10 protein-coding genes are annotated in these 14,160 nt (G+C 69.2%); 3 read left to right on the forward strand and 7 right to left on the reverse strand.

Features of this window, described 5'->3' with window-relative positions:
• Positions 1-10: 10 nt before the first annotated feature.
• The 4 genes from tilS to fusA all read right to left on the reverse strand — a co-directional run bounded on the left by tilS (position 11) and on the right by fusA (position 5,770).
• Positions 11-1,303 carry a tRNA lysidine(34) synthetase TilS gene (gene tilS / locus B1759_RS01065; RefSeq protein WP_095513175.1) on the reverse strand — a complete coding sequence of 431 codons (1,293 nt, stop codon included), beginning with the start codon at positions 1,301-1,303 and terminating at the stop codon, positions 11-13.
• A complete protein-coding gene (gene mutL / locus B1759_RS01070) occupies positions 1,300-3,237 on the reverse strand; it encodes a DNA mismatch repair endonuclease MutL (protein WP_095513176.1) in 1,938 nt (645 codons plus the stop codon). The genes tilS and mutL overlap by 4 nt, the downstream gene beginning before the upstream one ends.
• 7 nt (positions 3,238-3,244) lie before the next feature.
• Positions 3,245-3,502, reverse strand: coding sequence for a hypothetical protein (locus tag B1759_RS01075; RefSeq protein WP_095513177.1), 258 nt, complete (start codon positions 3,500-3,502; stop codon positions 3,245-3,247).
• A gap of 153 nt (positions 3,503-3,655) precedes the next feature.
• Complete coding sequence (fusA, locus tag B1759_RS01080; protein ID WP_095513178.1) at positions 3,656-5,770, reverse strand: elongation factor G; 2,115 nt, start codon at positions 5,768-5,770, stop codon at positions 3,656-3,658.
• Positions 5,771-5,895: 125 nt separating this feature from the next.
• On the opposite strand from fusA, the gene tsaB reads away from it, so the two are divergent.
• From tsaB to B1759_RS01095, 3 genes are read left to right on the forward strand one after another with little or no spacing between them, the layout of a single operon-like run.
• Entirely contained in the window at positions 5,896-6,546 is a 651-nt protein-coding gene (gene tsaB / locus B1759_RS01085) for a tRNA (adenosine(37)-N6)-threonylcarbamoyltransferase complex dimerization subunit type 1 TsaB (protein WP_143537223.1), read from the forward strand.
• Between the two features lie 33 nt (positions 6,547-6,579).
• The gene (gene accD / locus B1759_RS01090; RefSeq protein ID WP_095513180.1) at positions 6,580-7,455 is read left to right on the forward strand and encodes an acetyl-CoA carboxylase, carboxyltransferase subunit beta; all 876 of its coding nucleotides are present in this window, start codon (positions 6,580-6,582) and stop codon (positions 7,453-7,455) included.
• A gap of 52 nt (positions 7,456-7,507) precedes the next feature.
• Positions 7,508-9,193, forward strand: coding sequence for a hypothetical protein (locus tag B1759_RS01095; RefSeq protein WP_095513181.1), 1,686 nt, complete (start codon positions 7,508-7,510; stop codon positions 9,191-9,193).
• Between the two features lie 169 nt (positions 9,194-9,362).
• On the opposite strand, the gene B1759_RS01100 is transcribed toward B1759_RS01095, so the two are convergent.
• The 3 genes from B1759_RS01100 to B1759_RS01110 form a co-directional block, all read right to left on the reverse strand.
• Positions 9,363-11,027 carry a hypothetical protein gene (locus B1759_RS01100; protein WP_095513182.1) on the reverse strand — a complete coding sequence of 555 codons (1,665 nt, stop codon included), beginning with the start codon at positions 11,025-11,027 and terminating at the stop codon, positions 9,363-9,365.
• 1,112 nt (positions 11,028-12,139) lie between these two features.
• The gene (locus B1759_RS01105; protein WP_095513183.1) at positions 12,140-13,414 is read right to left on the reverse strand and encodes a glycosyltransferase family 4 protein; all 1,275 of its coding nucleotides are present in this window, start codon (positions 13,412-13,414) and stop codon (positions 12,140-12,142) included.
• A gap of 4 nt (positions 13,415-13,418) precedes the next feature.
• Positions 13,419-14,159 carry a bifunctional 2-polyprenyl-6-hydroxyphenol methylase/3-demethylubiquinol 3-O-methyltransferase UbiG gene (locus B1759_RS01110; protein ID WP_095513184.1) on the reverse strand — a complete coding sequence of 247 codons (741 nt, stop codon included), beginning with the start codon at positions 14,157-14,159 and terminating at the stop codon, positions 13,419-13,421.
• Position 14,160 lies beyond the last annotated feature (1 nt).

Here is a 14,160-nt window from a genome sequence, read left to right on the forward strand (position 1 = left end):
GAGACCGAAGCTACCCCGCCCCCTCGCTCCGGCGCCACGCCCATTCCAGAACTCCGCGTGTCTCTGCCGTCACGGCGACCCGGGCGGACAGGCGGTGACCCACCACCCAGGCGACCTCGCCCTCCACCAACACCACCGGCACATGCGCCCGGTCGGCACGTGCCACTCCTCGCTCGCGGAGCAGGTCGGACACGAGCCGGCTACCGACCATCCCGACAGGCTGGATCCGGTCCCCCTCGCGCCACCCCCGCACCTGCACGCTGCCAGAGACGCGGTCGACGTCCACCACCTCGGTGAACCGGTCGGCGGGGAAGGAGTCGGGTGTCTCCAGGAGCGGCGTCGAGACCAGCATTCCATCCAGGACAGGCGCGGCCGACGTCTCGAACCGCACCGCGGCCCACTCACGCCACACGCGGAGTCCGCCGCTCTCGACACAGGCGCCCACCTCCGCGTCGACCAGCGTCGCCAGCCTCGCGACCACCGAGGCGGACCGCCCGGCCTCGGGCGCCCACTGGGCCGCGGCCTCGGCGAGGACGAGCGACTGAGCGTCCCGCGACAGCGCGCGGAGGCCCTCGACAGCCAGCCGACCGGTGCCGACCGTCAGCGCCTGGAGCCGCTCCTGAACGAGCCCCAGCGCAGCGCGGGCGGCGGTCGCCGACTCGGCGATGCGAAGGTCGACGCCGTCACCGTGTTCGGCCTCCATCCACGGCAGCACGTCGGCGCGCAGGCGGTTGCGGCGGTAGGCCCGGCCCGCGTTGGACGCGTCTTCGCGCCACGACCAGCGGCGCGTGGCCGCCTCGGACTCGACGGCTGTGCGCGAGACGGCCAGCATCGGGCGGACCAGCGTCACGCCAGGGCCGAGGGGCCGGACGAGCGGCATCCCTGCCAGCCCGCGCAAGCCTGCGCCTCGGGCGAGCGCCGCCAGCACCGTCTCGGCCTGGTCGGAGGCGGTGTGCGCGGTCACCACCCACCGGCAGCCGTGCCGGTCTGCGGCCTCCGCGAGAGAGGCGTAACGGGCGCGGCGCGCCTCTGCCTGCACGTTCCCGTCGGCGACCTCGACAGACAGGCCCTCGAAGTCTGCCCCGAGGTCCCTGGCGAGAGCGGCGACGAACGCGGCGTCCTCGTGCCCACTCGAGCGAAGCTGGTGATCGACGTGCAGGGCGACGAGGTCCCGCCCGAGGGCGGCGCACGTCCGCAGGAGCACCATCGAATCGAGCCCGCCGCTCACGGCGACCGCCAGCCGGCCCGCCTCCTCGACACCCGCAGCACGAAGGCCGTCGTGGACCTGCGCGGCGAGCGTCACCGCGGCCGAAAGCGGCGGTCGATCTCGTCCGTCGACCAGCGGGTCATCGTTGGGCGTCCGGCCGGGTCGCTGAAGGGGTCGTCGCAGCCAAACAACTGGTCGACGAGCAGCTTCGCCTCGGCGGGCCCGAGCGGGTGGCCGGGCCGGATGGCGCTGCGCGCGGCCATGCTCCGGGCGAGGTTCTCCCGGGCCGACAGCCGGAGCCCGTGGTTGCGACGGAACTGGGCGAGCAGGTCGTCCAGCACGGCCCGTTCGTCACCCAGCGTCACGTCGGCCGGGACGCCGCGGACGAGGACGGGCTGCCCGTCGGGGGCCTCCATCTGAAAGCCGAGCGCCTGGAGGTCGCCGAGGATCTCGCTCAGCAGCGCCCGGTCGGTCGGCGACAGGTCGACGGTGAACGGGAAGAGCAGCTGCTGGCTGATCGACATGCCGCTCGCCATCGTGGCCAGGGCACGCTCGTAGAGGATCCGCTCGTGCGCCGCGCGCTGGTCGACGACCAGCAGGCCGGAGCGCACCGGCGAGAGCAGGTACCGCCCGTGGAGTTGCCAGAAGGTGCGGTCGGCATCGCTGGCGTCCAGTTCCAGGTCGTCGCCCACGTCGAACGCGGGGCCGAGGCGGGCGGGGATCGGCCCGACCGTCGGGTCGGGGATCGTGGGTGGGACAGGCTCCAGGTCGCCACGGTCGGGAAGCGGCGGCATCGCCCCGAGCCCGGAGCCGGCTTCGAGGCGGAACGTGGGGACGGACGCTGGCATCGCGGGGCGCGACGAGCCGTCGCCCCGGGCGGGCACCGTCGCCGCCGACGGGATGGGGCCCTCCAGGTCCGACGAGGCCGGTGGAGGCTCGAACGAAGGAGACGGAGGCGGGTCGGACGGGCCCACCGGACGCGCCAGCGGGTCGAACGACAGCCCCAGCCCGCTCTCGGCGAGACACCGCTTCACGACGGCCTTGACGAAGCTGTACACCCCCCGGTCATCGTCGAACTTGACCTCCGTTTTGGTCGGGTGGACGTTCACGTCCACGTGCCGAGGGTCGACGTCGAGGAAGAGCGCGTAGAGGGCATGCTGCCGCTCGGGAAGGAGCGCCCCGAAGGCGGACACCACGGCGTGGTCGAGCGCGCGGCTCTTGACGAAGCGACCGTTGACGAACAGGTACTGCTCCCCCCGGCTGCGTCGCGACCGCTCGGGCGATGCCACGAGCCCGTGCATGGAGAGGTAGCTCGTCGCCTCCTCCACCGGGACCAGCTTCCCTTCCAGCCCCCCACCCGCCAGCGCGTCGAGGCGGACCGCAAGCGCGTCGGGGCCGTCGGTGGCGGGCAGGCGCCACACCTCGGTGTCGTCGTGGACCAGCGTGAAGCCCACCGTCGGGTGCGACAGCGCCAGCGCCTGGAAGGCCTCGACGAGGTGCTTGAACTCGGTGGCGGGGCTCTTGAGGAACGCCCGCCGCGCCGGGACGTTGAAGAACAGGTTGCGGACCGCGATGCAGGTGCCGTTCGGCGCCGCCGCAGGGGCCACGTCCTCCAGATCGCCACCGTTCACGCGCACGCGGACGGCTTCCTCGTCTCCCTGCCGCCGCGTGGTCAGCTCCACCTGCGCGACCGAGGCGATGGACGCCAGAGCCTCGCCGCGGAAGCCGAGCGTGCGGAGGTGCTCCAGATCCTCGAAGCGCCGCAGCTTGCTGGTCGCATGGCGCCCGAAGCTGGCGACCGCGTCGCCCGGGCCCATGCCGCAGCCATCGTCGGTGACCTGGATCAGCTCACTGCCGGCCTTCTTGAGGACCACCTCGACGGACGAGCCCCCGGCGTCGAGAGCGTTCTCGATCAGCTCCTTGAGGGCGTTGGCCGGGCGTTGCACGACCTCGCCCGCCGCGATCTTGCTCGCGAGCGTGTCGGGGAGGGCCTGGATGAGCCCGTCGGTCGAGGCGTCGGGCGTGCGCATCGGAGGGTTAGCCGAAGAACCATCCCCCGAACGCGGTCACGCGCTCGACGATCGTCTCGATGTTGATGTAGAAGTAGAACGCGAGCACCAGCCCCAGGCCGACCGCCACGAACTGCGGCTGCTTGGTCTTGCGCTGGCGCTTGTCGCTGGGGCGGACGAACTGAAGCTGCCGCTTCCGGCGCGCGTCCGCCTCGGGGTCGTAGAAGCGAGGCTGGTACGAGTAGCCGCGCGGCTTGGCCATCCGGCCGCTGTTCAGTCCGAGCATGAATCCCTTCGTCGTGTAAGGAAAGATAACGCCGCGGCTGCGCCATCCGTACCCGGTCATCACCCCAAGCTCGCCCGCCTCGGTGCGAGAGTCGGGGCCCTGGGGGGGCGCAGTCCAGCCCCCACCCTATCGCAGTCGGACGACGAGACGCCCTTACTCCGCGTCCGCGAGGCGGGAGGAAACGAGCGTTTGCTGCACGTCGCGGGGCACCGGGTCGTAGTGGCTCGGGCGGGCGCGGTGGAGGCCGCGGCCCTGGGTCATCGAGCGGAGCGAGGTCGAGTAGCGGTACAGTTCCGCCTCCGGTACGTGCGCCGTGATCTTCTGGAACGGCCCCTCGGCCTCCATCCCCTGGATGCGCGCGCGGCGCGTGTTGAGGTCGCCCAACACGTCCCCCATGTAGTCGCCCGGCACCAGCACCTCCAGTTCGACGACCGGCTCCAGGATCGCGGGCTTGGCGTCTCGGAATCCGTCCCGGAAGGCCATCTTGGCCGCCGTCTTGAAGGCGTTCTCGTTCGAGTCGACCGAGTGCATCGAGCCGTCGAACACCACCACCCGCACGTCGCCGACCGGGTAGCCCGCCACCGGTCCCTCGCGGAGCATGTCGGCGACGCCCTTCTGGATGGCGCCGAAGAAGCGCTGCATGTCGATCACCCCGCCCACGATGGCGTCGACGAAGTGGACGCGGCTGCCCCACTCCGTCTCCGCCGTGTGCTCGTTGCGGATCTTCATCTGCCCGTCCGGCACGAAGTCCCGGTCCATGGGCTCGACGAGCATCGCGATCTCGGCGAACTGCCCGGCGCCGCCCGTCTGCTTCTTGTGGCGGTACTTCGCCTCGGCCCGTCCGCGGACGGTCTCCCGGTAGCTGATCTTGGGCCGGTCGAAGGCGACCTCCACGTTGGCGCGGTGCGCCAGCCGGTACTTGGCGATGTCGAGGTGCATCTCGCCCTGTCCCGCCAGCGTGACCTGCCCGAGGTGGGCGTCGTGCTCCACGACCAGCGCGGGGTCCTCCTTCACGATCTGTGCGAGGCCCTGCGCCAGCTTGTCCTCTTCGCCGGTGTGGACCGCGTGGATGGCGAGCCGCATCCGAGGCTCGGGGTACTCGACCGGGGTCACGACGGCGTCCGAGCCTCGCGCGCGGAGCGTGTCGCCCGTGCTGGTGTGCTTCAGCTTGACGGTCACGCCGATGTCGCCAGCGACCAACTGGGGGACGCCGTCGCGGTCCTTGCCGTTGACGGCGAACAGCGCGCCGAGACGCTCCATTGAGCCGTCGTGGGCGTTCTCCAGGTCCATGCCGCCCGTCAGCATGCCGTCGTAGACCTTGAGGTAGGAGTACTCGCCGACGTGCTCCTCGGCCATGGTGCGGAACACGAATGCGACCGGGCTCGCCTGGGCGTCCACGTGGACCTCGCCCGCGTCCATGTGCGGGGGCTCCATCTCCGTCGGGTTCGGGCAGACGTTGTCGATGAAGCTCATCAGGCGCGACACGCCGACGTTCTCGCTCGCCACAGTCAGGAAGACCGGGAAGAGTTCACGGGCGATCATGGCCTTGTGGAGCCCCGTCCGCATCTCCGCCTCGGACAGTTCGCCCTTCTCGAAGTAGAGCTCCATCAGCCCCTCGTCGTTCTCCGCGATGCTCTCCACGAGGTCGTTGTGGAGCTGGGCGGCCCGCGCCGCGAAGGCCTCGTCGATAGGCTCAAAGTGCGCCTGGCCGGACTCGTCGAACCGAATCTGCTTCATCAGCAGCACGTCGATGATGGTCCGCGTACCCGTACCGCCGGGAAGCTGGATCGGGATCGCCGCACGCCCGAAGCGGTCCTGAATGCGCTCCAGGGTGGTGGCGAAGTCGGAGTCCGCCGTGTCGAGCTTGTTGAGCACGAACAGGGCCGGCGTCTCCGTCATGGCGGCATAGGTCCACGCGAGCTCCGTGCCCACCTGAATGCCCTCGGCGGCGTCGACCACGAACGCGGCGGTGTCCGCCACCTTGAGGGCCGTGATGGTCTCGGCCGAGAAGTCGAGGTAGCCGGGCGTGTCGAGCACGTTGATCTTGTGCCCCTCCCACTCGGCGTGGAGCACCGACGTAAAGACCGACATGCCGCGCTCGCGCTCCGACTCGTGGAAGTCGCTCACGGTGGAGCCGTCCTCCACAGTCCCCATGCGCGGGACCGCCCCGGCGCTGTAGAGCATCGCCTCGGCGAGCGTCGTCTTCCCGCAGCCCTGGTGGCCCACGAGGGCGACGTTGCGGATGTGAGCGGCGTCGTAGACGGTCATGGTGAGGGGGTCGACAAAGAGGACCAGGGACGGCGGAGCGCCAAGATGCCGGGCCGTGAAGGAAATGTCAAGAAGCGCTTCCAACTCCTTCCGAACCGTGCGCTCCGGTGGTCGTTCCGGAGACCATGCTCACCCTCGGACTCGACACCGCCACCGACCTCTGTGCCCTCGCCCTCGTGGACGACGGCCGCGTCCGCTTCGAGGCGACGCTGGACGTACCGCGCTCGCACGGCACCCGCCTCGCAATGCTCGTGGAGCAGGCCTTCGAGCACACGGGGCGCCGGCCTGCCGACCTCGACCTGATCGCCGTCTCTGCCGGGCCCGGCTCGTACACGGGCCTCCGGATCGGGATGAGCCTGGCAAAGGGCCTCGCCTTGAGCACCGGCGCCGCCGTGGTCGCGGTCCCCACGCTGCACGCGCTCGCCGCCTCGGCCTCCGCCCACGGCCCCCTCGTCGCCGTCCTCCCGTCCCGTCGGGGGGAGGTCTACGCGGCCGTGGTCGACCAGGGCGAGGAGACCGCCGAGGCCTCGGCCCTCGCGATAGCCGACGTGGATCGGTGGCTCCCCTCCACCGTGGTCGCGCTGGGCGGCCCGGGCGCGGACCGGCTGGATGGCATCCGCCCCGAGGTCCCGCGTATCGTCCTGCGTCCCTCCGCCGTCGCGGTCGCCCGCCTGGGAGAACGACTCCACGCGTCGGCCGAGGCCGAGGATCTCGCGAGCCTGGAGCCGCTCTACCTCAAGCCCGTGGCGACGTCACAGCCCCGAGGTATCTTGTGACTTTCGAACCTATGACGGCGCTCCGTCCCATTCATGGCCTGGTTTAAGCGAGACACGGCGGGGATCCAGACGGACCGTCGGGACCGGAACGAGACGCCCGAGGGCTACTGGCAGAAGTGCCCGTCCTGCGACACCATCACGAGCCAGCGGGAGCTTGAGGAGAACCTCCTGGTGTGTCCCAGCTGCGGCCACCACTTCCCGATGTCCGGCCTGGGCTACCTCGGGCTGCTGTTCGACGAGGGCGTCTACACGCGCCACGACGCGGGGCTCCACTCGGGCGACCCGCTGGACTTCGTTGACAAGAAGGCCTACACGGACCGGATCGTAGCTGCGGAGCGCAAGACGGGGCTCAACGACGCCGTGGTGAGCGGAACCGGCCGGATCGGCGGCCAGCCGGCCTCGGTGGCGGCGATGGACTTCTCGTTCATCGGCGGATCGATGGGCTCGGTGGTCGGCGAGGTGATCTCGCGGGCCGTCCGGCGGGCCGTGGACGAGGAGCGCGCGTGCGTCGTCATCAGCCAGTCGGGCGGCGCCCGCATGATGGAGGGCGCCCTCTCGCTGATGCAGATGGCGAAGACCAGCGCCAACCTTGCCGTGCTCGCCGAGCGCGGCCTGCCCTACGTCTCCGTGCTTACCCACCCGACGACCGGCGGCGTCACGGCCTCGTTCGCGATGCTGGGCGACGTCAACTTCGCCGAGCCGGGCGCGCTGATCGGGTTCGCCGGGCCGCGCGTCATCCGGGAGACCATCGGGCGCGACCTGCCGAAGGGGTTCCAGACGGCCGAGTTCCTGGTCGAGAAGGGCTTCGTGGACCGGATCGTGCCGCGCCCGACGCTGCGCCCCACCCTCGCCACGCTCTTCGCGTGGGCGTTCGAGGGCCGCGAAGCGCCTGCCGAGGCCGAAGGCTAGCGCGAGGAACCGCGCAGCGGACCGGGTACCTTCCGGGAGCCTCCCCCCGCTCATGCGCCGCCTTCTCTCCCTCCTCCTCCTCCTCTCGGCCGCCGCCTCGGCCCAGGTCGATGAGGGCCTCCTCCCCCTCGACGACCCGCTCCAGCGGTTCCTCCAGCATCAGCAAACCGCGGGTGCACTGGACGGGGAGTTGCTGACCACGTTTCCGTTCTCGGCGTACGAGGCCCAGCGGATGCTCGACTCCCTCGCCGGGCGCGTCGAGGCGGGCGAGGTGGCACTGTCCCGGGCCGACCGGGCGCGGCTGGATCGGTACCGTGGCATCACTCCGGCACCCGGCGCCGAAGCCGCGCGGCGCCTCCTCGGCACCAACGTCTACGGCGACGGCGAGTCGCTGCTGGCGGTCGACGGCGAGGACTACGCGTTCCGCCTCCAGCCGCTGATCTACACCGACCTCGGGCTCTCCAACCGGACCGAAACCCCGACGCAGGACCCGCGGACGATCACGTACCGCGCGTCGCGCGGCGTCCGAGCAGCCGGCCACATCGGGCCGATCTTCCTCGAGTCGCGGGTGACCGAGAATCAGGTCCGCCCGTCGCGGGTGCAGTGGGAGCAGTTCACGGCCTCCCGGCTCGGCTTCACCAAACTCGTCGGCGACGACGACGTGTACGACTACCTCGACGCGACCGGTGTGCTGGGGCTGTCGACGAAGTACTTCGAGGTCCGCGCCGGGCGAGAGCGTGCCAACTACGGCTTTGGGGAGGGATCGCTGGAGCTGTCCGACTACGCGGCGCCGCAGGACCACGTCGAGATCCGGACTCGGTTCTGGCGCCTGCGCTACACGAACCGCTACTCGCGCCGCATTCGCCCCGTGGAGCGCGTCCCGGGCCAGCCTCAACTGTACCCGCGCAGCTACACCGCCCTCCATCAGATCGCGGTCGACCTACCCGGCAACGTGCAGGCCGAGATCTTCGAGATGCTCGTCTTCGCCGACGACTCGACTGGCGGGGCGCGGTCAGGCTTCGAGGTGGCGTACCTCAACCCGGTCGTTTTCTACCGCGCCATCGAGGGCGACCTCGGGACGTTCGACAACGCCCTGCTCGGCGGCGGACTGGCCTGGAACGCGGCGCCCGGCTACCGGCTCTACGGGCAACTCCTCATCGACGAGCTCCGCACGAGCCGCCTGACCGACGACTGGTGGGGCAACAAGTGGGGGTTGCTCGGGGGCGTCCACCTCGTCGACCCCGGCTGGGGAGACGCGCGCGTCCGCGGCCTGTCGGTGCGCGCCGAGTACGCGCGGCAGCGGCCGTATCTGTACTCGCACCGGTCGGAGTCGAGCGCCTACGTCCACTACAACGACCCCCTGGGCCATCCCGCCGGACCGAACACGTCGGACCTGTCGACGTGGATCCTCTACGCGCCCTTCCCTCGGCTGGAAGTCGGGCTGCACGCGTCCCACACCGTCCGCGGGCGCAACACGGCCACCGAGAACTTCGGCTCCGACGCGACGCTCTCGTACGACACGCGCGTGTCCAACGAGGGCATCGTGACGCTCCAGGGGGTCCGCCAGCGCGAGTCGATCCTGGAAGGCTGGGCGAGCCTGGAGGTGCTGCCAGAGGTCCACCTCGGCGGCGGGCTCGTGTACCACAGCCTGGACGACGAGGAGGATGGCCGCAACCGCTCCGCGACGGGATTCCTGCAGCTACGCTGGGGCCTCCCTTACCAGACGATTCGGTATTGACGGTCGGATTCGGACCCCGGGCATCTCTCGACGGCCCCTCCAGGTCTCGCCGACCACCGGCCCGAGGCACACGGGATGAGCGGCGGGGCCGACAGAAACGAACGAGTCGGCGGCCGGGTGACCGGCCGCCGACCCAGACAGCGAGGCTGTCCCCACACGCGAAGGCGCGCTAGTTCTGCGTGACGGTCGCCGAGTTGCTGACGGCCGTCTGGTTGATGGTCGACGTGTTGTAGCTCCCGCCCTGCGACAGCGTCGCCGAGTGGCCGACACCGTCCTGGATGATCGTGGACAGGCCGTAGTCACCCATCTGGGTGGAGAGCGCCACGTTGCCCGAGGCGGTCGCGTCGATCAGCGAGTTCGTCTGCGAGATGAAGCTGTTGTTGCCGGTGCCGCTCTGAACCGAGGTGGCGTCCATGAGCCGCGCGCTCTGCGTGTCATTCCCCCCGAACTGAACGATGGTGCTCGAATGGTCCGAGCCCGCCTGTTCGATGGAGGCGGTCGACACCAGCGGGTCGGGGCCACCGGCCGGGTTCGGCGCGTTGTTGACGCTCTGCGTGATCGAGGCGAACCCGTAGTCCCCCATCTGATCCACGAGCGCGGACGACAGCTGGCCGCTCTGCGTGATGGTGCTCTCGTTGAAGGCGCCACTCTGGTTCACCCCCGCGGCGAGCGACCCGATGTCCCCGGACTCGTTGGCGAAACCGGACTGCACCGCCGTCGACACGTTCACGTCTCCCGACTGGAAGACCACCAACTCGCCGGAGGAGCCGGTCTGTGTCGCGAACGACGAGTTCGAGTCACCCGTCTGGAGAATCAAGGCTTCCTGCCCGTTCGTCTGGTACGCGGTCCCAGCGGTCCGCCCCTGGGTGACCTCAGAGGCGTTGTAGGACCCTTCCTGGGTCACATCCGCGATCGCGTTGAGCGCGTTCTGGGTCACGTTGGACGTGTTGAACTGGCTGCCAGACACGCCATTGCCCTGGCGGACGGTCGCGGTGGCTCCAGCGTCATCCTGCTGCGTCACGAACGAGGTCTGGTTGTTCCCCGTCTGGTCGACAGTCGCCATCGCATCCTCAGCGGACTGGGTCAGGGTCGAGGCGTGGTTGTCGCCGTCCTGGGACACGGCCGCCGTGTTGTCCTGCCCATTCTGCGTGAGCGCTGACGAGTTGAAGTTGCCATCCTGGAGGACGGAGGCGTCCAGACGCGCGTTGTTCGTCGAACTGGTCTGGGTGACGTTCGACGCGTTGTGGTCCCCCAGCTGATCCACGTTCGCGGTCGAGCGGTTGCCGCCCGCACCACCGGTCACTTCCTGGATCACGGTCGACCCGTTGAAGTTGCCCGTCTGATCGACGTTGGTCGTGGCATACGTCGAGGGGTCCTGGTCCACCAGGGAGGTGTTGTTGTCGCCTGTCTGGATCACCCCCGCGGCCGAGCCATTCAGCGGGTTGCCGACCTGGCTGCTGTTGCCTCGCTGCAGAACCTGCGAATCGTTGAAGTCGCCCGTCTGCCGGACCTCCGCGCCGAGCGACGTTCCCGTCTGCTCGACCAGCGAGGCGTTGTCACCGTTCTGGATGACCTCCGCCTCGTTGCGGTCTGACCCGGCCTGCGACACCGTCGACGATGCGCCGGCGCCATCCTGAGTGACGCGCACCCGGTTCATGCGTGAGTCATTGGTCCCGTTGCCCGACTGGGTCACGGTGCTGGTAGCGGCAGATCCGTTTTGATCGACGACTGCATCGTTGTGTTGGTTCGACTGGGTAATCGTCGACGTGTTGCTCTGTGCGCTGGCCGCTCCTGCGAGACCGAGTGCGAGGGCGAGAACGAGGAAGTACCTCATGGGATGTTGGGGAAGGAGTGAAACGATGCCCGGAGTGGGCGGAGAGTGCGGCGGTCGCCGCAGACCCTAGGGCCAGAAGACCCGAAGGAAAAACATGTGTTTTTTAGTTTCTCAATTACATACAATATGAAAAGAATACAGCTGTCATATACGACCCTCTACATGCCTACCTGACAGCACGCTTGAACCCGCCAAAACACAGGTGGAGCGTCGGCCGCCTCAGGTCTCGCTAGTCACTGCTCTAGGCAAGCCTCTTGGGACACCGCCCGGGGTGCGTTCCGGACTCTGCCCCTGTCCACAGCGGGTACAGATCTCGACCGCCCGCGTCGTCCGCAGGCCACCCGCCAGGGACTCCGCTCCGATGAGCACCTTCGCGATGGCAACCCGTGAGATCCCAGCGGGGCCTCTACGCCCGCCAACGCGCTCATTCGCCCGGACTCTGGCAGGGGAGCGCAGCCCAAGTACGCGAACTCGATTGGGACCTCCGGCTCCTGATGCGATCGCACGGGGGCTTTCGGATGTCCGCTGGTATGGGTCGAGGACGACGGACGCCCCTGGAGCGCTGCGCGGGACCAGCCATGAACAATCGGCCCTCACCTCAGCTTGAACTTGGCTCAACATATGGCGACAACTGACTGCGCCATGTTCTTCGATTGACGTTACACGCATGGAGGCCTGGCACCTAGAAATAGGAGACCGCGCGGACGCGGATGGAAGCCTCAGGTGGTGGTAGCGCGGAGCGCTCTGAGCATGGCCCTTCAGGGCCCTTTGCAGATCTGAAGTCGTAGACAACTCACACTGCTCAGTGGCCACATAGATACGCGGCATGCCCCATGCGCGCTAGCCCCCTCTCACCACCGAAGCCCGGCTGAGCCGCCGAATCGGCCCAGCACGCGCGTATCGACTAGTATTCATTTCCTATACCGGGCAATCCCCCACTCCCATTCGTCCACTTGAAGGGAGCCAACCACGACACTAACGGACTCTTATTTGACTGTTGATCCTTCTGTCCTGGTCTGGTTTCTCTGCGAGGGATGCTCCGATCGACGCGGCACCGAGTCACCGTCGGCCGGTGGCGCAGCCGTTCCCGAGTCGACCGACCCTGCGTGCCTCTACGCCGTCTCGGCGCCGACCTCTTCGGTCACCTCGTCGAGCACCTGCTCCGTGTGCGCTGCCAACAGCTGTGCCCAGCGCTCCGTGAGAACCGGCCGGTCGAACTCGGTCTCGAAGACGGACCGAGCCCGGGCCCCGATCTCTGCTCGCGTGCCGGGGTCGTCGCCGAGGCGGCGGAGCGCTTCCACCAGGTCAGAAGCTGTGTCGCCGGCAACCGGGTCGATGACCGCCCCGAGGTCGTGCTCCTGGATCGTCCGGCCGGGCTCCGAGCGCGCGGGGCCGACCATCACGACGGGTCGCGCGACGGCCATGACGCCGTACAGCTTGCTCGGCACCGCGATGCCCGCCATCTCCTCTTGGAGCGTCAGCAGGTGGATGTCGCCGGTGGACAGCGACGCGGCGAGGTCCTCGCGGGGGAAGTAGTCGACATACGTGGCGTTCGCCAGGTCGTGCTCGGCGATGAACGCTTCGATGGCCGCACGGCGGGGACCGGAGCCGACGAACAGAAACACGAACCGATCGTCGTCACGCAGCATCCGCATGGCCTCCAGCACCTCGTCGAAGCGGTGGGCCAGCCCGGCGTTGCCGGAGTACATCACGACCGTCTGGTCGTCCCGGATGCCCAGCGACTGGCGGACCGGGTTGGCGGTGCGCTCGACCGGCGTCACGTCGCCACCGTCGCTCCAGACGCCGAGCGTGACCAGTTTGTCCGCCTTGACGCCGCGCTGGGCGATGCGCTCCTTCATCCGGAAGCCGAGGTCCACGACGAGGTCGGCATGGCGGTAGCCCGTGTCGTTGAACGCGTGGAGGCGGCGGGCGGGGAGGCTGTCCTCGGCGAGCATCCCGGCAGCGATCTCCGCCTCCGGGTGCAGGTCCATCGACCAGACGGCGTACCGTTGGCCGCGCACCCGCTTCGCGATGGACGCCGCGTAGCCGAGCAGCGGCGGCGTCGTGAGCACGATGACGAGGTCGTAGCGCGGACCGGTCAGCAGCGACCGGAGAACACCCAGGTAGTAGCCCGCATAGTCCGCAATTCGGCCCAATTTGGAGCCGCGGCCGAACGAGGTGGTCGCGAGGCGGCGAATGCGAACGCCGTTGCGGACCTCCTCTGCGGGCGCGTCGAGGCCACCGGAGACGTACTTGGCCTTGCCCGTCAACACCTCGACCTCGAAGCCGCGCGCGGCGCAGTGCTCGGCGAGGTCCGTCAGGATCTGGCCGGTCGCGGCGACGTCGGGCCAGTAGTGCTGGTTGACGAACAGGAGGCGCTTCGCCATCGGGTCAGCGCCGCTTGCGCGCGAAAACGAAGAACTGGTTCTGGAGCGGCCCCGGCAGCATGCGGTGCATGACCGCGCCGAACCGGTAGGCCAGCGGCGAGAACGTGAAGTACGTCGGCTCCCCGGCGTGACGGACGATCTCCGTCTCGAAGGCCGGCCCGAGCGCCTTCCGGACCGCGCCCACGGTGTTCATCTTGTAGAACGTCGGAAAGACGTCGTGGCTCTCGCGGTTCTCCTGCGTCTGGCCCACCACCTTGGCGTGGAGATGGTTCGGGACCACCTGCGCCACCAGCGCGACGTAGCCGAGCTTGTTGGGCGTCCGCGCGCAGAAGATGCCGCCCGGCTTCAACACGCGGTGCAGTTCGCGAACGTAGGCGTCCGGGTCCTCGACGTGCTCCAGCACGTAGTCCGAGAGGATGAGGTCGATGGAGGCGTCCTCGACGGGCCAGTTCTCGATGTCCTCCATGAGCCGGAACTCGTCCAGCGTCGGGTTCTCGGAGGCGCCGGGGTCCACGTCAATGCCGAGCACGTGATCGCCGAGGCCGCGGAGGTTGCGGAGGTCCCGCCGGAAGGGGACGGCGTTCTCGACGCTCTTGCCGCGCCCGCAGCCCACATCCAGGACCTTCATCCCCGGGTGCACGAGCGCGCGGACGCGTGTGTAGAACGCGACGGTACCATCCACACGGGAGAAGCCGCCGAAGCGGGCCTCGGGGTAGGCGCTTTGATGGAGACTGGGGTTTGCCATG

The sequence above is a fragment of the Rubrivirga sp. SAORIC476 genome, assembly GCF_002283555.1.
In the GTDB taxonomy this organism is placed as follows: Bacteria; Bacteroidota; Rhodothermia; order Rhodothermales; family Rubricoccaceae; genus Rubrivirga.